Here is a 21,584-nt window from a genome sequence, read left to right as displayed (position 1 = left end):
GAGCCTGTGGCCCGGGCGTGTTGACACGGGTACGCCGGCATTCTAATGTAGTAATTGTCGTTACATGAAATGAAAGATAAATTATGCGCCCGATGCGCGTTGTGGCTCAGCCGCGAGGAGACAGCAGTGCGACAGCCGGTGAGCAGCGGGATCTGCCACCGCAGGCTGCTGCGGGCGATACGGTCTACGACTACGTCATCGTCGGCGGCGGCTCGGCGGGCTGTGTGCTCGCCGGTCAGCTGGCCGAAGCCGGAGCCGGGCGCGTGCTGCTGATCGAGGCCGGCGACGCCGCCGAGCAGCATCCGGAAACACTGTCGGCCGACGGCTTCAAGCACAGCTTCACCAACGACGCTCTGATGTGGCATCGCATGAGCGTGCCGCAGGAGGGCTGCGGCGGGCGCTCGCTCTACATGGGCAGCGGCCGTGTGCTGGGCGGCAGCGGTGGCGTCAACGGTATGGTCTATACGCGAGGCGATCGGCGCGACTTCGCGGCCTGGCCCCAGGGCTGGCAGTGGGAGGACGTCGTGCCGGCTTTCGAGGCCATCGAGGCGCGGCTGCGCATCCGGCCGCGTGCGCCCACGCCCTTCGCCGAGCGCTTCATCGCCGCCTCCCGCGGCGCCGGCTTCGCGCGCAAGGATGGGATGAACGACGGCGACCTCGGCGAGGTCGTCGGCTGCAACGCGATGAACTACGAGGGCGACGAGCGACGCAGTTCCTATCGGGTCTGGCTGCACGGTCAGCAGCATGCGCAGTTGGAGATTCTAAGCGGCGCCGTGGTGCAGCGGCTGATCTTCGATGCACAGCGTCGCGCCGTGGCTGTCGAGTTCCGGCGCAACGGGGAACTGCAGCGCGTGGACGTCGCGGAGGAAGTCGTCCTCTGCGCCGGCGCGCTGGAGAGTCCGAAGCTGCTCATGCTCTCCGGCGTCGGCCCAGCGGTGCATCTGCAGCAGCACGACATCGCGCCGGTACTGGATGCGCCGGGTGTTGGCGAGAACCTGCAGGATCACCCCAACGTCTGCGTCTTCTACCGCGGGCGCGTGCCCGTCGATTTCCGCTATCCGCAAATCTACGCCTTCGGCGCCGCGCGCGAGCGGGGGGCAGAGCCGGCGCCGCCCGATACCTGCTTTGTCTGCTACGCGGCACCGGCTTCGCTGAAGGAATCGATGCTGCGCATGCTGCCGATCCTGGCGCTGCCCGGCCGGCTCTACCGGCTGCGGCCGCTGCGCAGCCTGCTGCGTGCGCTGGTGCGCGGTGCCTTCCTGCTGCCGCCGCTGAAGCGCTTCGTATCGAGGATCTTCGGCATCGTCGTCATTCTGGGCAAGCCGAGTTCGCGCGGCCGCGTGCGGCTGGCGTCGGCGCAGCCGGAGGACAGCCCGCTGGTCGACCAGGCCTATTACGCGACCGCTGCCGACCGCGAAGCCATGGACGCGGCCATCGCCAGGGCACAGGGCATCGCCGAGCAGCCGCCGCTGGCTTCTGCCGGCGCCCGGCCGCTGTCGAAGGCGGCCGTGGCGGAGGACGCGCGCAAGCGCTGGCGCTGGGTCCACCAGGCCACGATGACGACCTTTCACTACTGCGGCAGCTGCCGCATGGGCACGGACGACGCCAGCCCGGTCGACGCACAGCTACGCGTGAAGGGCCTGGCCAATGTGCGCGTGGCCGACGCTTCCGTCTTTCCGGAAATTCCGGTCTCGGCGCTGAACGCGCCGAGCATGATGGTCGGTTATCGCGCTGCGGAATTCATTCTTGAGGGAGCACGCACGTGAGTGTCGAAGCACAGGCAAGAGCGCCCGAGACGCCGCTCCGCCAGGTCACGGAGATCGACTGTCGCAATCCGGCCACCGGCGAGACGCTGGGCACGCTGCCCGCCGCCACCCCGGCGGAGGTGCAGGAGGCGGTCGAGCGCGCACGCGCGGCGCAGAAGCAGTGGGCGCAGAGCAGCTTCCGCCAGCGCCGGGCGGTGCTGCGCCGCATGCTGCAGAGCATCCTCGACGACGTCGACGAGCTCTGCGCCGCTGTCGTCGCGGATTCCGGCAAGACCTGGGAGAACGCGTTGCTGGGCGAGGTAATGCCGGTCTGCAACAAGATTCGCTGGATCATCCGCTACGGCGAGAAGCATCTGCGCAGCGAGTCGGTGCCGTCCGGGCTGCTCAAGCACAAGAAGGGGCGCATCGAATATCGTCCGCTGGGCGTGGTGGCCTGCATCGTGCCCTGGAACTATCCTTTCCAGAACATCTTCGGCTCGCTGGTTGCGCCCTTGATGGCGGGCAACGCGGTGGTCCTCAAGGCCTCCGAGGCAGTGGCCTGGTCGACGCAGCGCTTCCGGCGGGTCTTCGAGGAGGCGCTGGTCGCCGAGGGTTTCCCGGCCGAGACCGTGCAGATCATCAACGGTTATGGCGAGACCGGTGCGGCGCTGGTGCGCAGCCGGGTGCAGAAGATTCTCTTCATCGGCTCGGTGGGCAACGGCCGCAAGATCATCGAGGGCAGTGCCGAGCATCTGACGCCGGTGGTCATGGAGCTGGGCGGCAAGGATCCGATGATCATCTGCGATGATGCGCATCTGGAGCAGGCCGTGCACTCGGCGTTGAGCGGCTGCTTCATCAATCTCGGCCAGAACTGCATCGCCTCCGAGCGCCTCATCGTGCAGGCGGGCATTTTTGACCGCTTCGTCGAAGAGGTGACCCGCATCGCCGGCGACATGCGCCAGGGTGTGCCGGAGCAACCCGGCACGCTGGATGTCGGCGCCATGACGACGCCGCAGCAGGTGCGCATCGTCGACGAGCTGGTGCGCGATGCGCTGGCGTCCGGTGCCCGCGCGCTGGTCGGCGGTCGGCTTCCCGAAGGCGCCTCCGGAAGCTTCTATCCGCCGACGGTGCTGGTCGATGTCACCCCCGAGATGCGCATCGCCCGCGAGGAGGTCTTCGGGCCGGTGATGCTGATCATGCGCGCCGCCGACGACGCCGAGGCCGTGCGCATCGCCAATGCCATTGACTTCGGTCTGCAGTCCTCGGTCTTTTCGCGCGACCGTAAGCGCGCCGAGCGCATCGCCGCCGAACTCGAGGCGGGCGCGACCTGCATCAACGACTTCGGGCTGTGCTACCTGAATCAGGATCTGCCCTTCGGCGGCGTCAAGTATTCCGGCTTCGGGCGCATGAACGGGCGCGACGGCTTGCGCGCCTACACCAATCCCAAGGCCGTGCTCAGCGATCGTTTTCCCGTCGCCGTTCCGCAGCGGCTGTATCCGGTCGGGGCGGGCGACTACGCCAAGGCGCGCAACGGCATCCGGCTGCTCTTCGCGACCGGTTGGCGCCAGCGTTTCAAGAGTCTTCTCAGCCTGATGCGCGGAAACCGCGCTTCCGGCGCCACACAATCCACGAGGTAGGAGTCATGGATACCGCTTTCTTCATCGCATTCGCGGCCATCCTGGCCTTCGACGGCGTGCTCATGCAGACGCTGTCCTGGGCGGCCAAGTCGGAGCGCTTCTCGAAGTACCGCATCCGCACGCCCAGCACCTATCAGATTCCGAAGACGCGTCTGATGGTGAACACGCAGCTCAACAATGTGCTGTCGCTGTCGGTTCTCGCCGCCTTCTTCTTCTACCTGGGCGATTGGGCGATGTATGCGGGCTGGCCGGGCACGGCGCATTTCATCGGCGAGGTGCTCGCAGTGCTGTTGCTCTACGACTTCATGTACTACTTCCTGCACCGCTTCATGCATCAACCGCGGGTGCTCAAGCATGTGCACCGCATCCACCACTACGTGAAGTTTCCGACGGCGCCGGAGAGCATCTTCCTGCATCCGGCCGAGAACATCGCTGGCCTGGGGCTGCTGGTTCTGGCGATCGTGATCCTGGGGCCGATCAGCACGGTCTCGTTCCTGACGACCTGGTTCGTCTATTCGACCGTGAACATCATCGTGCACGGCAATCTCGTGCTGCCGCATCCGGCCTTCCGGCTCTTCAACTTCTGGGCCGAGAAGCACGACATCCATCACGCCAAGCTGAAATACAACTACGCCTCGATCTTTCCGTTCTGGGATCAGGCCTTCGGCACCTTCAAGTAGATCCGGGAGCGCAGCATGAGCAGAACGATTCTTATAACGGGGGGGCAGGGCTTCGTCGGGCGCGCGCTGGTCGATCGCTTTGCCGACGAAGGCTTCAGGGTGATCTGCGCGGACATGCTCGATCGCCCCTTTCGCGGCGATGTCCGCTTCGTCAAGCTCGATATCCGCGACGCCGATGCCGTCAAGGCGGCTTTCGCGGGGGTCGACAGCGTCATTCACAACGCCTCGCTGGTACACACCAAGCACAGCCGCGAGGAGGATGTGTGGGCGGTGAACCTGACCGGCACCGAGAATGTGCTGGCGGCCTGTCGCGCGCACGGCATACCGCGCCTTGTCTACATGAGCTCCGCCAGCGCGGTCTACGAGGGCCAGGACATCGAATACGGCGACGAAAGCCTGCCCTATTCGCGCATTTCGCAGGCGCCCTACGCCGACAGCAAGATCGCCGCCGAGAAGGTCGTGCTGGCGCAAAGCGGGCAGGGCGGTGCACATACCTGCGCGATCCGCCCGCACGTGGTCTTCGGTGCCGGTGACAATCGATTCGTGCCGGCCATTCTCGACAAGGCCGCCGCCGGCAAGCTGACGAAGGCGGTGGGCAATCGCGACAAGCTTTCCGACTTCACCTACATCAGCAATCTCGTCGATGCCGTCGTTGCCGCTGAGGCGCGGCTGGAGGACGGCTCACCGGTGTGCGGTCAGGCCTACTTCGTAACCAACGGCGAGCCCATGGCCTTCTTCGACTTCATCGAGAAGCTGGTGGTCGCCATGGGCTACCCGCCGATCAAGGGAAAGGTGCCGTACTGGATCGCCTACTCGGCGGCCGCCGTGGCGGAGGGCATCGACACGCTGCGCGGCGGCACGCTGAACGCGGAGAACGGCATGACGCGCTTCTCTGTCCGCTACATGGTCACGCATCACTACTTCAGCATCGCCAAGGCTCGGCGCGATCTGGAATGGCAGCCGGCGGTTTCCCTTGAAGAGGGGATTCGCCTGACGGTCGAGCAGTTGCGGGCAGCAGCCTGAGCCGATCCACCCGCGCGGTAATAAAGAGAGTGGACGTGCACATCGGAGGGGACTATGCAGAAGGATTCTGGGGGGAGGTGGCGCGACGTGGTGCGCCACCGACATGCATCGCGTGTTACCGGCTGTTTGCTCGGCTTGTTGGCGTGCTGGCTTCCGGCGGCTGAGGCCGGGCGCGCCGACTTCTACGGTATCGACCTCGCGTACTCGCTCAAGGCCAGCTACGCGGCCGCATGGCGGCTCGAGAATCCGGACCCGCGCATCATCGATACGCCGGGTAGCCCGGAGGTGCCCGTTGCCGAGTTTCTGAAGTATCCCGAGTCGCACAACTACGACGACGGTAATCGCAATTTCGACCAGTGGGCGATGGTCAACAACCGAGCGTCGCTGCTCGGGGATCTCGATTTCTCCTGGCGAGACTACGGCTTTCTGATCCGCGGCGACGCCTTTTACGACCACGCCTATGCCGGTCGCAACGATCACGATTCGCCGGATAGCATCAATACCTCGCAGGAGCCCTTCAATACCTTCACGGACGCTGCCGAAAGTCGCAGCCACCGTCGCGCGCGCCTGCTCGATGCCTATGTCTACGGCAATTTCTACTTCGGCGACACGATGGCGCTCAACGTTCGGGTGGGTCGGCACATCGCCGCCTGGGGCGAGAGTCTCTTCTTCAGCGGTATCGCACAGGCGCAGGCGCCGGCCGATGCGACGCGCGCGACGGTTCCGGGTATCGACGTCAAGAGCATCCTGCTGCCGGTCAACCAGGCCTCCTTCCGCTTCACGCTCTCTCGGCGCCTCACGCTGCTCGGTCAATACATCGTCGACTTCAAGCCCTTCGAGATCGACCCCATCGGCAGCTTCTATTCGCCCAGCGATGTCGTCGGTCCCGGGGCCGAGATGATCTACGGCCTCAAGAACCCATTGAACACGGAGAACCTAGCCGAGCTCGACATCACCGATCCCGACCAGATCGCCGGCCTCGTCATGACCATCGACGAGGCGTTCTTCGACAACCAGCTGCCGGTGGAGGCACTGGAGAACCTGTTGTTGTCGCTGCCGCTCGACGGCCTGCCGCCGATCCGTCTGCCGCTGGGCGGGGCGAACTCCATCCTTGACGCGCCGGAGGGGCTGAACCCGACCTTCGCCGGTTACATCGAGTCGGATGACCCGGAATACGGTGCGGGACTGAAGTATCAGCTGACACCGGTGACCGAGTTCGGAGCCTACTACCTGCGCTATCACCAGAAGACGCCGGCGGTGGTCACCAACTTCGGCGAGCTGGCCATCATCCCCGAGCAGGAAATCGCCGGCGCCACGCTGATACCGGCGATAACGACGGCCGATCTGGGCATCAACGTGCCGGCGAGCTACAACATTCGCTATTTCGACAACGTCGATCTCTACGCGATGAGCCTGTCGACCCTCTTCGCCGGCGTGAACGTTGCGGCGGAGGTCATCCATCGCCGTGGGGTCGACGTCAACGTGGATGTGCCCAACGGCGTCAACGGCCCGATTCCGACGCCGACGCGGGCCAACACGAATCAAGTGCTGGTCAACGCCATCTACAGCGGCCGTCCGCCGTGGCTCTTCGACAGCCTATCGCTGGTCGGTGAGCTTGGCTGGGTCGAGGCGACCGATGTGCAGGCGCAGCCCAGTCAGGAAGGGGATACGGAAGGTGAGTACTTCAAGGAGCTGCAGTTCGATCGGCAGGCCTGGGCGGTATCGGTGCTCGCCATTCTCCAGCACTACTCGCTGTTCCCGGGCTGGGACCTGACCGTGCCGATCTCCTATCAACAGGCCCTCGAAGGCCGTTCGCCGCTCAACGGTGGTTTTGGCTCGCTCTTCGATGAGAACGACACCCGTGTCGGTATCGGCTTCGAGTTCACGCGCCAGCAGCGCCTGACGATCGGCATCCAGTACAGCGGCTTCCTCGGTGGTGCGCCGCACTTCCTGGATCGGCCGCTGGCCGACCGCGACACCATCGGGTTGAGCATGGAGTACGACTTCTTCTGATGCCCGAGCGGCAGCCCGGCACTAGTCCGGAATGAGTAATACGAATTATCAGTAATAGAGTAGAAATTACTACCACGCACCATGCAGGACGGTGCAAGGCGAACAACCTGAGGAGGCGACCATGACAATGCAACGCGCCGCGTGCATCGGCTTGATGATCGGAATCTGCGCGCCCGTGGCACAGCTATGGGCGGATGCGACCAAGGAGCAGATCGCCAAGCTGGGCGGTGACGAGCTCAACTGCATGGGGGCGCCCCGGAAGGGCACCGAAAGCGGCGTCGCCGAATACACCGGCAAATGGTTCAAGACCTGGCCCGGCCAGAGCAAGCCGCACGGCTATGAACCCGGACCCTACGCCGACGAAGAGCCGATCGTCACGATTACCGCGGACAACTACAAGGAGCACGCGGAGCGCCTGAGCGAAAGTCTTAAGCAGATGTTCCAGAAGTATCCGGAACAGTTCCGCATGAATGTCTACTCCAGCCACCGCGATTTCCGTTATCACGACTGGGTCTGCGACGCGGTTCGCTACAACGCCGAGAACGCCAAGATCGTCGACGACGGCCTGGGCCTGGAAGGCATGGCCGGGGCGCACCCCTTTCCCTTTCCTGAGAATGGGCTGGAAGCGATCTGGAATGTCACCCAGCCGCACCGTGCCTGGACCGAACACGCGATCTACGACATCGCGGTCGTGCAGGGCGACGGCACTGTTTCGTGGGGGAAATGGGACTTCACGACCATGAACGCGGGCGCCAATCCCGATCCGGACGAGCGCGGTTATTTCAGCGACAAGGTTGGCGGCTATCTCTTCATCGAACTGCTGGCGCCACCGAGCAACCGCGGCGAGATCAACGTCGGCTACCAGCCGAACAACTTCGCCAACGACTCGACGCAGGCCTGGCAGTACAACCCTGGCACCCGCCGCGTGCGCAAGGCCCCCGAGATCGGTCACGACTATCCCGTGCCGCCGGCCGGCATGCGGACCTCCGACGATGACTACATCTTCAACGGCTCGCCGGAGCGCTATAGCTGGAAGCTGGTGGGCAAGAAGGAGATGTACATCCCGCGCCACAACTTCCGGGTCAACGACCCCGATATCAGCTACGACGAGCTCATTCAGTCCAAGACCATCAACCCCGAGCATGTGCGCTGGGAGCTGCATCGCGTCTGGGTCATCGACGGCTACCTGAAGGAGGAGTACCGCCACGTCTACGGCAAGCGGCGTATCTATGCGCACGAGGACACCTGGCTGGCGCACATGTCGGATAACTACGACACGCGCGGCAATATTTGGCGCAGCAACTGGGTGCTGTACTTCTACTCGCAGGAATCGGGGACCTACCAGCGCGGCGTTTCGCTTTTCCACGACCTGACCTCGGGCGCCTACGAGGCGGACTACCTGGTCAACGAGGCCGGCGACGGCTGGTGGCGTCTCAATCAGCCGATGCGGCCCCAGCAGTTCGCGCCGGAGGCGGCCGCCCGGGCGGGCCGCTAGTCCGGCAATCCCCACAGCGAGCAGACAGGAGTGCAGCCATGGCAACCCACACGATGACACAACCGCGCGGCGGCGGGCCCAATCCGCCCTCGCATCCGGGTGGCCTGCCCTGGGCGGGTCATCTGATCTCCTTCGTCCGGAATCCCTTCCACTTCGTCTCGGACGTTGCGCGCAGAGGCGGCGAGATCGCCTCTTTCCGTCTGCTCGGCCAGCGCGTGGTGCTGCTCACCGGCGATGAAGCCAGCGAGGTCTTCTACCGCGGCTCGGATGAGCAGCTGGATCAGTCCGCTGCCTATAAACTGATGACGCCCGTCTTCGGCGAGGGCGTCATCTTCGACGCACCCATCGAGCGCAAGAATGAGCAGCTGCGCATGCTGATGCCGACGCTGCGTGCGGAGGCCATGCGCAACCATTCGACCAAGGTCGTGCAGGAGGTCGAGGAGCTCATCGCGAACTGGGAGAAGGCGGGCGAGATCGAGCTGGTCGCCTTCATGAAGCAGCTGACGATCAACACTGCGAGTCACTGCCTGCTCGGCCGCGAGTTTCGCTATGAACTCAACGAGGAGTTCGCGGAGATCTATCACGACCTTGAGCAAGGCGTGCACCCGGTCGCCTATCACTTCCCCAATCTGCCGATTCCGCGCTTCCGCCGCCGCGACCGGGCGCGCAAGCGCTTGAAGCAGCTTGTCGGCGACATCGTACGGCGGCGTGCGGAGCAGTCGGACAAGCCCGACGACATGTTCCAGAGCCTGATCGACATGCGCTACGCCGATGGCACGGCGCTGTCCGAGGACGAGATCACCGGCATGCTCATCGGTGCCATCTTCGCCGGGCACCACACCAGCTCCGGTACGGCCGCCTGGATGCTGCTCGAGCTGTTGAAGCATCCACACATCCTCAAGCAGGCACGCGAGGAGGTCGACGAACTGCTCGGCGCCGAAGGCGAGATCACCTACCAGAACATGCGCGAGATGCATGTGCTGGACTGCGTGCTCAAGGAAGTGCTGCGCCTGCATCCACCGCTGATCATCCTGATGCGCCAGGTCAACGAGGACCTCAATTTCAAGGGCTACACGATTCGCTCGGGGGACATGGTCTGGGCCTCGCCACCGGTGACGCATCGCATGTCGAGCCTGTTTCCGAACCCGGAGGTCTTCGACCCGGATCGCTTCGGGGAAGGGCGCCGCGAGGACAAGAACATCATGGCCTATCAGCCGTTCGGCGGCGGCAAGCACAAGTGCTCCGGGAACGCCTTCGCGATGTTCCAGATCAAGGCGATCTTCGCTGTGCTGCTGCGCCGATACGACTTTGAGCTGGTTGATCGGCCCGAGAGCTACGTCGACGACTACTCCGAGATGATCGTGCAGCCGGAGGAGCCCTGCCGGGTGCGCTACCGGCGCCGTGATCCGGGCAGCTTCGCTACACGCTACGGCACGGCCGGTGCGCCGGAGGCCATCCCGGACGCGGCCGCAGCCGGTTGTCCTGTCCACACTGCACACACTGCGCAGGAGGCCCCCGCGAGCGCTGCACGCAGCCTGCGCGTGACGGTCGACCGCGATCTATGCCAGGGCCACGCCGTCTGCATGGGCGAGTCCCCGGCGCATTTCCAGGTGGGGGCGGACGGTGTGCTGCACATCGTCAAGGAGGCAGTCGATCCCGGGGACAAGGCGAAGGTCGATCAGGCAGTGGAGCTCTGCCCGACTCAGGCGCTGAAGCTGGTCGAGGAATAAGGGCGACGCCGCCATGAAAATCTTCCTGACTGGCGCGACCGGCTTCGTAGGTGCGCACAGTGCGCGCGAGTTGCTGCGGGCGGGGCATGAGCTGCGCCTGCTGGTGCGTGACCCAAAGCCGGCGCGCGATTATCTGGCGCGGCACGGCTTCGTTGTCGATGACTTTGTGGTGGCGGATATGCGCGACCGCGACACCGTCAGGCGCGGGATGGCCGGATGCGATGCCGTGCTGCACGCGGCGGCTGCAGTGTCACTGGACCCGCGCAAGGCGCAGCAGACCTACGAAAACAATGTCGGCGGCATGGAGGCGGTGATCGGCACGGCCTGCGAGCTGGGTATCGAGCGCATCGTTTACGTCTCCAGCCTCAGCGTGCTGTTCCGGCCGGGAGCGAGTGCGCTCACGGAGGCGTCGCCGCTGGGCACGCCGCGCGATGCTTACGCGCGCTCCAAGCGTGATGCGGATCTGCGGGTGCGCGAGTTGCAGGCCGAGGGTCACCCCATTGCCATCACCTATCCCAGCGCCATCATCGGGCCGGAGGATCCTCGGCTGAGCGAGGCCAACTTCGCGATCCAGTCCTTTCTGACGCAGATGCTGCCGCGCACCAGCACCGGTATCCAGTTCGTCGATGTCCGCGACGTGGCGCTGGCGCACCATCTGCTGCTCGAGCGCGAGGCTGTGCCGCAGCCCGAAGACGTGCGCTACATTCTCAGCGGGCCCTATTTCGCCTGGGCCGCCTTGCATGAAGCGCTCGAGCGCGTCACCGGCCGGCGCGTCTTCGCGCCCCGGGTCCCCGGCGCGCTGCTGCGTGCGACGGGCGTGGCCGCCGATCTCGCGCGCCGCGTCGTGCCCTTCGGGGGCTCGCTGAACACCGAGTCGATGAGCATCGTCACGCGCTGGCCTGCGGCCAGTGCCGACAAGGCGTGCCGCGATCTGGGCATTGCCTTTCGCGACAGCGACAACACCTTCAGCGACACGATCCGTTGGCTCGCCGAGGCCGGGCATTTGCCCGCCAGGCGGGCCGGCGATCTGCTCGCGACCACAAGCCATGCCAGGGAGACGCAATAAATGTCCGAGAAGCGAGTGTCATCGATCACGCCACCGAATCAGGCCTATCCCCGCGAGGAGATGGAAACCATGGTGGAAAAGTGGCTGCAGGCCAATGTCGATGCCGAGAAGGATCGCGACTGGACCACGCATCTCGGCCCGATGTACACCGAGGATGCGGTCTACACCTGGAACATGGGGCCCCACGAGGAGTTCGTTGCCAACGGTCGAAAGGAGATCTGCGACATCGCCCTCGGCTATCAGATGGAGGGCTTCGAGGGCTGGGAGTACCCCTACCACGACATCATCATTGACGACCGGCGCGGCACGGTGCTCGGCTTCTGGAAGCAGATGTCGCCCTATACCCGCGCGGACGGCTCGCGCATTTGTGTCGAGGGTATCGGCGGTTCCTGGTTCGAATACGCCGGCAATTACCAATGGGGATGGCAGCGCGACTTCTTCGATCTGGGCAACGTCAAGGCGCTGTTCTTCGAGCTGGCCGGCATGAATGCGCTGTCCGAGCCGGTCAAGGACAAGATTCGCCGCCAGGCGAAGGGTGAGCTGCTCGCTGGACATCGCAAGCTGGGCGATGCGCCGTCGGCAGGGCGCAAGCTGCGCAACTTCATGGCGATGGCGCGTATCGCCACCTTCGGTCGCTAGGCGCCGTCATGAGTCGCGTCTTTTCCAGCAACCCGGACAAGGCCTGGGTCGAGAAGGTCTTTCTGCTTTATTCGCCGGTCTGGATGCTGTCCATGGCCGTCATGGTGCTTACCGGATGGGGCGAGCAGTGGGGCGATACGGCGATGCTCGCGCACGCTGTACTCACCGCTGTGCCGATTCTCGTGCTGCCGATGCTGCTGGCCGGTCGCTTCTCGGAGCGACCGTGGCGCGACAGCTACTGGCTGAAGGTGAACCTCTACCTCGGGCTCTTTTCCTTCTTCGGCAACTACTTCGGCTCCGAGTACTTCTTCGATGTACTCGGCATGGTCTATGTCTACCCGAATGTCACGACCAACCTGGATGCGGCGTTGCTGGGCAGCGGCGAGCAACAGGTGCCGCTGATCATGTACTTCTACACGCATGCCTTCTTCATGACCTATCACGCCACGGCCAATATCGCGCTGCGCGTGCTGGGGAATCTGCGCCTGCCGGCCATGGGGCTGCTGTTTCCGGTCTTTGTCTTCGTCATCGGCTACCTGTGGGCCTGGATCGAGACCAAGGCCATGGCCAATCCGTTGATGGCCTCCAGCTTCTACTACCGGGACATGGAGGCGATGCTGGCCTACGGATCGGCGATCTACGCCACCTATTTCATTGCCAGCTTCCCAATCTACTACTTCGTCGACGAAACGCCGGCGCGGCGCTGGAGCCTCACCCAGACGGCGGCCGGCGCGCTGGCCGCGAGCATGCTGACCTTCTATCTGCTCGACTTCGCGACCCACTGGGTGGGCGCGCTGTAGCCGCGGCGATGGCACGCGCCTTGCCGGGTCCTGAGGCTGCTCGGAGCTGATGCCGGTGGTGCGGAGCGCGCCTACGGCGCTGGTACTCGGCGGCTCCGGTTTTCTCGGCGCGCATATCGTGCGACAGCTGAGCGGCGAGGGCGACGCGTTGCGCGTGTTCGCGCGCCCGACGAGCGACATGCGAGTGATCGCCGGCCTGCCCGTGGACCTTGTGCACGGCGATGTGCTGCAGCCCGACAGTCTCGTGCGCGCGATGGAGGGCATCGACACCGTCTATCACTGCGTTGTCGACGCTCGTGCCTGGCTGCGCGATCCGACACCGCTGTACCGGGTCAATGTCGACGGCTTGCGCAACAGCCTGCGCGCTGCGGAAGCGGCCGGTGTACGGCGCTTCGTCTTCACGAGCAGCGTCGGCACGATTGCCCCGCGTGACGACGGCGGCCCGTCGAATGAGGACGACTACTACGACACACTCGACGCCTTGCCGCCTTACCTGCGTTGCCGCGTCGAGGCCGAGCGGCTGTTTCTGGAATTTGTCGCTGATAGCCGCATGGAGGGCGTCGCTGCTTGCGTGGCGACCACCTTCGGCGCCAAGGATCTGCTGCCGACGCCGCAGGGCCAGCTGATCCTGAATGCCAGCCGTGGCCGCATGCCCTTCTACTGGGAGGGCGGTTCCTGCAGTGTCGGTATCGAGGACGCCGCACGCGGCATGATTCTGGCCGCCCGGCACGGTGATTCCGGCGCGCGCTATATCTTCTCCGAGCGCTGGCTGAGCTATCGCGAGATGTTCGAACATGCGGCGGGCTGGGCCGGGCGCCCGGGCCCGCGGCTGCGCTTCCCGATGGCGCCGATGCTTGCGATGGCGGATGTCTCGGGATGGCTGGCTGCGCGGCTTGGCCGCGAGACACGTTTCTGTCGCGATGCCATCCGCTGCTCCACGCAGCTCAGCAACTGCCGCAATGACCGCGCGCAGCAGGAGCTGGGATGGGAGCCAGCGCCGGTAGAGGAGGCCATCGACGCGGCGCTGCAAGACTTTCACGTGCGCCTGAAGGGCTAGCCGGTCACAATCCACCGGTGCCGGCTGGCACCGCCGGTGAGTCAGTCTCACCCTTTTGAGGCATGTCTCGGCACCGGCCAGCTAATAGCGTCCACTCTAACTTGCCGCCGGCGCGCGTCCGTGCCGTCGGTGGTCATTTGCCCGACTAGGTGGAGACATGGCTGGAGTACTCGCAGATATCAAGGTGCTGGACCTTTCCTGGGGCGTCGCCGGGCCGATGACGGCCATGCTGATGGCCGATCACGGCGCCGACGTGACGAAGATCGAGCCGCCGGGCGGTGATCCTTACCGGGATCAGATGGGCTATCGCGTCTGGCAGCGCGGCAAGAAGCGCGCCGAGCTGGACCTCAAGAAGTCCGAAGATCTGGAGACCTTCCTGGCGCTGGTCGACCAGGCCGATGTGCTGGTCGAGAGCTTTGCGCCCGGTGTCACCAAGCGTCTCGGCATCGACTACGACTCCCTCACGGCGCGCAACCCACGCCTGATCTATTGCTCCATCACCGGCTATGGTCGCGACACCGAGCACAGCGATCGCCCCGCCTACGACGCGCTGGTCATGGCGCGCACCGGCATGCTCTGGGAGCAGCGCGGCTGGCCGGAAGGGGCACTCAATCATCTGGCCGGTCGACCGGATACGTTCGAAGACGCCGAGATTCCGGACGAGTGGACGCAGGGCGCCGACCGCGAAGGCCCACTGATGCCGTCCTCGCACTGGCCGAGTCTGGGCGCCTTCTTCGCTGCCTCGATGGGCATCAATGCCGCGCTGCGCGCGCGTGAGCACACCGGCCGCGGGCAGCGCGTCGAGACCTCGCTCTTCCAGGGGGTGCTCGCCGGCTGCGCCGGCGTCTGGCAGCGCGCCGAGAACATTGACTATCCCGGCTTCGATTCCTGGATCCTGTCGAGCCGTTCGCCCAAGGGGCACTTCAAGTGCGCCGACGAGCGCTGGATCCACAACTGGGTGCCGAACCCGCGCTTCATCCTCGAAGCCTCCAAGGGTGACAAGCTCGAAGCCAACCCCGACCTCTCGGCGCAGAACGACCCGGACCGCTTCGGCACCGGGCCCGAGGAACTGCTGGTGATGGCGCACTATCACCCGATCCTGCAGGAGGCTGTCGCCAAGTTCTCTTCGCACGAGTGGGTGGAGGCCGCCGCACAGGGCGGCATGACCATGCAGGACGTGCGTTCGGTGGAGGAGTCGCTGGCCGATCCGCTCTTCCTGAAAGATGGCTGCGTCGCCGAATTCGACGATCCTGAGCTGGGAACAGTCCGCAGCGTCGGCCAGACCTACAAGATGAGCGCCAACCGGAACACGATCGATCATCGTGTCGCCTCGGTCGGCGAGCACAACGAGGAAGTGCGCGCGCAGGCCAAGCAGGGCAAGCCCGCACCGGCCGGCAGCAAGCAGGGCGGCAAGCTGGGGGCGCCGCTGGAAGGCGTCAAGGTGCTCGACCTGGGCATGGCCATCGCCGGGCCCTTCGGCTGCCAGCTGCTGGCCGATCTCGGCGCGGAGGTCATCAAGGTCAACGGCCTCTACGACATGTTCTGGCACCGCGTGCATATCGCCTTCATGTCGAATCGCGGCAAGAAGAGCATCACGCTCAACGTCAAGGACCCGCGCTCGCTGGAGGTCCTGCACAAGCTGGTGGCCGACGCCGACGTCGTGCACCACAACATGCGCTACGACGCGGCTGAGCGCCTGAAGATCGACTACGAATCGCTGAAGAAGGTGAACCCTAAGATCGTTTACTGCCACACGCGCGGCTTCGAGACCGGCCCGCGTCAGCCGCTTCCCGGTAACGACCAGACGGGTGCCTGCCTGACCGGCATTCAGTACGAGGATGGCGGCATGCACAACGGCGGCAAGCCGTTGTGGAGCTTCACCTCCTTCGGCGATACCGGCAACGGCTTCCTGTCGGCCGTGGCGGTGATCCAGGCGCTGTACCATCGCGACCGCACCGGCGAGGGGCAGTTCGTCGACACCTCCATCGTCAACGCCGGCCTGCTCAACACCTCCTATGCCGTGGCCAAGCCCGACGGCACCGGTTTCGACCGGCCCAAGCTCGACGGTCAGCAGTTCGGCTTTTCGGCGGGCCACCGCGTCTACAACACCGCCGAAGGCTGGCTCTGCTTCGTGCTGGCCAGCGAGGCGCACTGGGACGGCCTGTTCACGACGCTAGGCCTGGCCGAGCTGGCGGCCGACAGCCGCTTTGCGGATGCCGAGGCGCGCAAGGCCAACGACGCGGCGCTGGCTGCAGCTATCGCCGAGCGTCTGGCCACCGATACGTCCGAGAACTGGTTTGCCAAGCTCGATGCGGCCGGGGTGCCGGTGGAGATCGTTTCCAAGACATTCTCGAAGCAGCTGCACGACACGCCCGAATTCCAGAAGCGGCACTGGGTGACCTCTTTCGATCATCCGCACGTTGGTCGCCTCGATCAGATCGGGCTGCTCGTGGATCTGTCCGAGACGCCCGGCGTCATCCAGCAGCGGCCGCTGATCGTCGGCGAGCACACCAAGGAGATGCTCGCCGAGATGGGCTACACCGAGGAGCAGATGACCGAGATGGAAGAGCAGTTCGCCATCGGCTTCGAGGGCATGCCCCGCATGCCGACCCGGGCGGCATCCTGATTCATGAGCCACAGATGACACGGATGGTCGCGGATTGTTTCCCTGACAACCCCGACGATCCGTGCAATCTGCGGCCTTTTTCGAGCGAGTAAAAATGACCAACGAAGAAAAGCCGACGCGGCTGGCGCCGATCGTCACGCCCGATGCCCAGTTCTTCTGGGAGGCGGCCGATCGCGAGGAGTTCGTCTGCCAGCGCAGCCGCGCCACCGGCAAGTTCCTGTTTCCGCCGCGGCCGATGTGCCCGGAGACGCACAGCCTCGATATCGAGGTCGCGCCGCTGTCCGGCCGCGGCAAGGTCGTGAGCTGGGTCAAGCCGGTGCATCCGCCGGCCTTCGGCTTCAAGGAGCCGCCCACCGTGGCAGTGATCGAACTGGAGGAGGGCGTGCGCTTCGTCACGAATGTCATCGACATCGCCTTCGAGGACATCACGCGCGACATGCCGGTCGAGGTCTGCTTCGTGCCGACCATGAACAACCACAAGGTGCCGGTGTTCCGTCCCGCATCAGCCTGATTTTTAGTCGCGGGTTGCACAGATTGCGCGCGATCTTTCTGTTTCCAGATCGCTTGAATCTCTGAAATCCGTGGCTTCCTGAAAAGAATCCCATGACTGCAAAGAACGTACAAAGACAGGCCGCTATCGCCGGTATCGGCGCCACGGAATTCTCCAAGGAGTCCGGTCGCAGCGAGCTGCAACTGGCCGCCGAGGCTTCGCTGGCAGCCTGCCAGGATGCCGGCGTGTCGCCGCACGACATCGACGGCATGATCACCTTCACCATCGACAACAGCGACGAGGTCAGCCTCGCGCGCTCGCTGGGGGTGAAGGATCTGGCCTATTCCGGCCGCATCCCTGGCGGCGGTGCGGCGGCGGCCGCCACCCTCTATCACGCCATGGCGCTGGTGGATGCCGGGCTCTGCGAGAACGTGCTGATCTGGCGCGCGATGAATGAACGCAGCCAGTACCGCTTCGGGCAGAACCAGCAGCAGCAGGTCTCCTCCGGCAACAGCACCGGCTCGCTGCTGTGGTGCGTGCCCTTCGGGGCGATGACGCCGGGCTCCTGGGCCGCACTTGCCGCACGTCCCTACATGGAGGAATACGGGCTGACGAATGCGGATTTCGCGCCGCTGTCGGTGCAGCAGCGTGCCTACGCCGCGACCAACCCGAACGCCTGGTTCTATCAGCGGCCGATCACGCTGGAGGATCACCAGAACTCCAAGTGGATCGTCGACCCGGTGCTGCGCATGCTGGACTGCTGTCAGGAGTCCGACGGTGGTGTGGCGATCCTGGTGACCTCCATGGAGCGCGCGCGGGACCTCAAGCAGCCGCCGGTGCGCATTCTCGGGGCGACGCAGTCGATCCCTTACAACGTCGAGGTCATCTCGAACTATTACCACGACGATCTGCTGGTCATGCCGGAGGCCGAAGGAACGGCCCGGCGCCTGTGGGCGCAGACCGGTCTGAAGCCGGCCGACATGCAGGCGGCAATGATTTACGACGCCTTCACGCCCCAGGTCTTCATGCAGCTGGAAGCCTTCGGTTTCTGCGGCCGGGGTGAGGCCAGGGACTTCGTGAAGTCCGAGATCGGCATCGACGGCAGCCTGCCGGTGAACACCCACGGCGGCCTGCTGGGTGAGGCCTACATCCACGGCATGAACAGCATGGCGGAAGGCGTGCGTCAGATCCGCGGCAGCGCGGTCAATCAGGTCGCCGGTGCCGAGCGCGTGCTGGTCACCTCCGGCATGGCCGGTGCGGTGCTGGGAGCCGCCTGAGGCGATGGGCGAGGGGCAGCGTCAGGCCGTGAACAGCACGGTTCATCAGCTTGATTTGCGGCCCGAGGTCGACGGCCAGGCTCTCGGGCTGAGCCTCTGGCTGCCGCCGGCGAGCGCACAGGTGGACACGCTGTTCTTCTGTCTGCCCGGTGGGCACATGACGCGCGGCTATTTCGACCTGCGCGCGCCCGATAACGACAGCCACAGCTTCGCGCGCGCAATGGCCGCGCAGGGCTTCGCCGTGGCGGCCATGGATCACCCCGGCATCGGCGACAGCGATGACGGTCGCGATGTCTACGCGCACACGCCGGAGTCGCTCGCCGATGCGGCGGCAGCCGCCTGTCAGTGGCTCTGCGAGGGGCTGCGCGCCGGCACCCTGGAACAAGGGGTGCCGGCGATGCCGGCGCTGCAGAGCATCGGCCTGGGTCATTCCATGGGCGCGATGATCACCGTGCTCGCCCAGCAGCGGCATGGCCCGCACGCAGCTGTCGCCGTGCTCGGCTTCAGCACGCGCGGCTTGCCCGAATACGTGCCGGATGCCGTTCAGCCTTTGCTGGCCGATCGCGAGGCCCTGAAGGCTCAGCGGGTCGAGCTGGCGCGCGCGATGGTCGCGGCGATGGGCGAGGGCAACGGTCGCGGTGGCGACAACGATATCTACGGCCGCGACGGCGCCGAGGCCGATGGCATCCGCGCGCTCGCCGGCTGCCGGGCGCGCCTGCTGCCGGTGCCGGCCTTCTGCTCGATGCTGCCGGACAATATCGGCCCGGAAGCCGCCCGGATCGACGTGCCGATCTTCATCGGGCTGGGCAGCCGCGACATGGCCGGCCCGCCGCACCAGGTGCCGGCGGCCTTCAGCGGCAGCGGCGACCTGACGTTGCAGGTGCTGCCCGCCACTGGCCACAGCCACTTTCTCTTCCCGTCGCGCGCCGGGCTGTTCCGGCGCCTCGCGCACTGGGCCGCGTATGCGGCGGCGAGGGAGACGTCCCTACAACACGGAGTCGAGCCAACATCATGAGCATCACCCTCAAAGCCGGTACCCGCGTCAAGAGCGCGGTCTGCGACACCCAGGTCATGGTCATCAAGGCCCCCGCGGCCGAGTACGACCTGCAATGCGGCGGCCAGCCGATGCTGCCCCCGGACGGCGAGGGCGGCGGTAGCGTCGACCCGGAGCGCTCCGGCGGCACGCTGATGGGCAAGCGCTATGTCAACGCCGACGAGTCCATCGAGCTGCTCTGCACCAAGGGCGGCGAAGGCAGCCTGGTGCTCGACGGCACGCCGATGGAAGTCAAGCAGGCGAAGCAGCTGCCGTCGTCTGACTGATAGACCGTGATCCTGTGACTTCTAGAATCTCTGATTGCTCAGATTCGTACAGATGGTTCTGGGCGATGAGCCGAGTCAATGCTTCGGCGATGTCGCGCAGCGACGAGCCAGAGCGATCCGTGCCCTTTGAGGGTGGCCGGCTCGGATGGCGCGCACAGGGGTCGCGAGACAGGAAGTCGAGCGAGGGCGACCAGGCCATGGATGGCCTGTTCGCCCGTGCCCCGAGCACGGCATCCGAGACGGGAACCTGCCGCGGCGCAGCCGCGGCAGGCCACCCGGCGGGCACCATGGCTTTGGTTCCTTTGGCCGAAACCAAAGGAACCCGCGCCGGTCGCGTGGCGACATTCGATAGCGCCATTGCTATGAGGCGCGGAACTCGCGGGCACGACGGCGCCAATACCGCGTCTCTCAATGCAGCTTCGCACCTGAAAGCTTCGCAAGAACTCCGTACTGACTGACAGAGACAACGATGAACATCACCATGCTGCTCGACATGAGCGCCGAGGCCTTCGGCGACCGTGTCGCGATTTCCTACGAGGGCGAGCAGCTCTCCTTCGCCGACCTCAAGAGCCGCGCCCTGGGCGCTGCGCAGTTCGTGCGCGAGCGCGGCGCGGCGCATCTGGCGTTGCTGGATGTCAACTCGCCGGCGACTGCCATCGCCGCCTTCGGGGCCGCGCACGCGGCGATTCCGTATGTGCCGCTGAACTATCGTCTGACCGACGCCGAGCTGGCCGAGCTGGTGGACCGGATCAGCCCGGCGCTCGTAGTGGTCGGGCCGGAGGCCGAGGGTCGTCTGCCGGCGCGCGATGGCATCGAGACGATCTCGCGCGCCGAGTTTCTCGCTGCTGCAGCCGAGCGTGTCGACGCCGAGTCCACGGCCGCGGAGGATCCGGCGGAGATCGCCGTGCAGCTCTTCACCAGCGGCACGACCGGCAAGCCCAAGGCCGCCGTGCTGCGCCACGAGAACCTTTCCTCTTACATCATCGGCACGGTGGAATTCGGTGCGGCCGAGGAGGTCGACGCCAATCTGGTCAGCGTGCCGCCATACCATATCGCCGGGATATCGGCGATCCTGTCGTCGACCTACGCCTGTCGCCGCATGGCGATGATCGGGGCCTTCGACGCCCAGCGCTGGGTCGAGGCCTGCCGCCGCGAGAACGCGAGCAACGCCTTCGTCGTGCCCACCATGCTGGCGCGCATCATCGAGGTGCTCGACGCCGAGGGCGGCGAAGGGCTGCCCAGCCTGCGCGCCATCGCCTACGGCGGCGGCCGCATGCCGCAGCAGACCATCGAGCGCGCCATGGGGCTGCTGCCACAGGTCGATTTCACCAATGCCTACGGCCTGACCGAGACCAGCTCCACCGTGGCCGTTCTGGGCCCGGATGACCATCGCCTGGCGATGTCCAGCGAGGATCCGAAGGTCCGGCGGCGGCTCGCTTCGGCGGGTCAGCCCACCGGCGCGGTGGAGATCCAGATCCGCGACGAGGACGAGCGCGTGCTCGATGCCGAGGAGGCCGGCTTCGTCTTCGTGCGCGGGCCGCAGGTCTCCGGCGAGTACCTGTCATTGGGCAGCCAGCTTGACGCCGAGGGCTGGTTCCCGACCCGCGACCGCGGCTATCTCGACGCCGAGGGCTATCTCTTCCTCGACGGTCGCGCCGACGACGTCATCGTGCGCGGCGGCGAGAACATCTCGCCCGGCGAGATCGAGGATGTGCTGCTGGCGCACCCGGCCGTGGCCGACGTCGCTGTTGTCGCGGTGCCCGACCCGCAGTGGGGTGAGGGCGTGGGCGCGGCCGTGGTGCTGGCGCCCGACGCGTCGGTGAGCGAATCCGAGCTGCAGCAATGCGTGCGCGATCAGCTGCGCTCCTCGCGTGTGCCGCAGCGTATCCTCTTCCGGGATGCGCTTCCCTACAACGAGATGGGCAAGCTGCTTCGTCGCGTCATCCGCGACGAGATGGCCGACGCCGTCGCTGCCTGAGGAAAGGC

At 65.6% G+C, this 21,584-nt stretch carries 17 protein-coding genes; all 17 read left to right on the top strand.

The genetic code is table 11. From position 1 onward, the window contains the following. Nucleotides 1-83 precede the first annotated feature (83 nt). The 17 genes from U743_RS09920 (at nt 84) to U743_RS09840 (ending at nt 21,576) form a co-directional block, all read left to right on the top strand. Nucleotides 84-1,766: a GMC family oxidoreductase gene (locus tag U743_RS09920; RefSeq protein ID WP_043767801.1), complete on the top strand. Its 1,683-nt coding sequence runs from the start codon at nt 84-86 to the stop codon at nt 1,764-1,766. Next, complete coding sequence (locus U743_RS09915; protein ID WP_052367856.1) at nt 1,763-3,382, top strand: aldehyde dehydrogenase family protein; 1,620 nt, start codon at nt 1,763-1,765, stop codon at nt 3,380-3,382. Before U743_RS09920 ends, U743_RS09915 begins: the two co-directional genes overlap by 4 nt. Nucleotides 3,383-3,387: 5 nt before the next feature. Then, on the top strand, nt 3,388-4,062 hold the full coding sequence (locus U743_RS09910; RefSeq protein ID WP_043767797.1) for a sterol desaturase family protein: 675 nt from the start codon (nt 3,388-3,390) through the stop codon (nt 4,060-4,062). A 15-nt stretch (nt 4,063-4,077) separates the two neighbouring features. Continuing rightward, nucleotides 4,078-5,085 (top strand): SDR family NAD(P)-dependent oxidoreductase, encoded by a 1,008-nt coding sequence (locus U743_RS09905; protein ID WP_043767794.1) that lies wholly within the window; start codon nt 4,078-4,080, stop codon nt 5,083-5,085. Nucleotides 5,086-5,139: 54 nt separating this feature from the next. Continuing rightward, nucleotides 5,140-7,098, top strand: a complete 1,959-nt coding sequence (locus U743_RS18125; RefSeq protein WP_084191464.1) for a DUF1302 domain-containing protein — start codon at nt 5,140-5,142, stop codon at nt 7,096-7,098. A 121-nt stretch (nt 7,099-7,219) separates the two neighbouring features. Continuing rightward, nucleotides 7,220-8,593, top strand: a complete 1,374-nt coding sequence (locus U743_RS09895) for a DUF1329 domain-containing protein (RefSeq protein ID WP_232226764.1) — start codon at nt 7,220-7,222, stop codon at nt 8,591-8,593. A gap of 38 nt (nt 8,594-8,631) precedes the next feature. Beyond that, on the top strand, nt 8,632-10,323 hold the full coding sequence (locus U743_RS09890) for a cytochrome P450 (RefSeq protein WP_156966400.1): 1,692 nt from the start codon (nt 8,632-8,634) through the stop codon (nt 10,321-10,323). Between the two features lie 13 nt (nt 10,324-10,336). After that, the gene (locus tag U743_RS09885; RefSeq protein WP_043767789.1) at nt 10,337-11,389 is read left to right on the top strand and encodes an NAD-dependent epimerase/dehydratase family protein; all 1,053 of its coding nucleotides are present in this window, start codon (nt 10,337-10,339) and stop codon (nt 11,387-11,389) included. Continuing rightward, the gene (locus tag U743_RS09880; RefSeq protein WP_052367852.1) at nt 11,390-12,028 is read left to right on the top strand and encodes a hypothetical protein; all 639 of its coding nucleotides are present in this window, start codon (nt 11,390-11,392) and stop codon (nt 12,026-12,028) included. An 8-nt stretch (nt 12,029-12,036) separates the two neighbouring features. Then, entirely contained in the window at nt 12,037-12,828 is a 792-nt protein-coding gene (locus U743_RS09875) for a hypothetical protein (protein ID WP_043767786.1), read from the top strand. A gap of 49 nt (nt 12,829-12,877) precedes the next feature. Continuing rightward, nucleotides 12,878-13,885 (top strand): NAD-dependent epimerase/dehydratase family protein, encoded by a 1,008-nt coding sequence (locus tag U743_RS09870; RefSeq protein WP_043767783.1) that lies wholly within the window; start codon nt 12,878-12,880, stop codon nt 13,883-13,885. Nucleotides 13,886-14,042: 157 nt separating this feature from the next. Further along, nucleotides 14,043-16,511 (top strand): CaiB/BaiF CoA transferase family protein, encoded by a 2,469-nt coding sequence (locus U743_RS09865; RefSeq protein WP_043767778.1) that lies wholly within the window; start codon nt 14,043-14,045, stop codon nt 16,509-16,511. A 94-nt stretch (nt 16,512-16,605) separates the two neighbouring features. Beyond that, nucleotides 16,606-17,022: a Zn-ribbon domain-containing OB-fold protein gene (locus U743_RS09860; protein ID WP_043767774.1), complete on the top strand. Its 417-nt coding sequence runs from the start codon at nt 16,606-16,608 to the stop codon at nt 17,020-17,022. A gap of 92 nt (nt 17,023-17,114) precedes the next feature. Next, nucleotides 17,115-18,278 (top strand): thiolase C-terminal domain-containing protein, encoded by a 1,164-nt coding sequence (locus U743_RS09855; protein ID WP_043767772.1) that lies wholly within the window; start codon nt 17,115-17,117, stop codon nt 18,276-18,278. A 4-nt stretch (nt 18,279-18,282) separates the two neighbouring features. Then, nucleotides 18,283-19,293 carry an alpha/beta hydrolase gene (locus tag U743_RS09850; RefSeq protein WP_043767769.1) on the top strand — a complete coding sequence of 337 codons (1,011 nt, stop codon included), beginning with the start codon at nt 18,283-18,285 and terminating at the stop codon, nt 19,291-19,293. Beyond that, the gene (locus U743_RS09845) at nt 19,290-19,598 is read left to right on the top strand and encodes a hypothetical protein (RefSeq protein WP_043767766.1); all 309 of its coding nucleotides are present in this window, start codon (nt 19,290-19,292) and stop codon (nt 19,596-19,598) included. Before U743_RS09850 ends, U743_RS09845 begins: the two co-directional genes overlap by 4 nt. A gap of 469 nt (nt 19,599-20,067) precedes the next feature. Continuing rightward, a complete protein-coding gene (locus U743_RS09840) occupies nt 20,068-21,576 on the top strand; it encodes a class I adenylate-forming enzyme family protein (protein WP_043767763.1) in 1,509 nt (502 codons plus the stop codon). Nucleotides 21,577-21,584: the final 8 nt, after the last annotated feature.

Origin of the sequence: Algiphilus aromaticivorans DG1253 (genome assembly GCF_000733765.1) — a bacterium.
GTDB lineage: Bacteria > Pseudomonadota > Gammaproteobacteria > Nevskiales > Nevskiaceae > Algiphilus > Algiphilus aromaticivorans.
The sequence above is the reverse complement of the archived record's forward strand: the minus strand, read 5'-3'. Positions and strand labels throughout refer to the sequence as shown.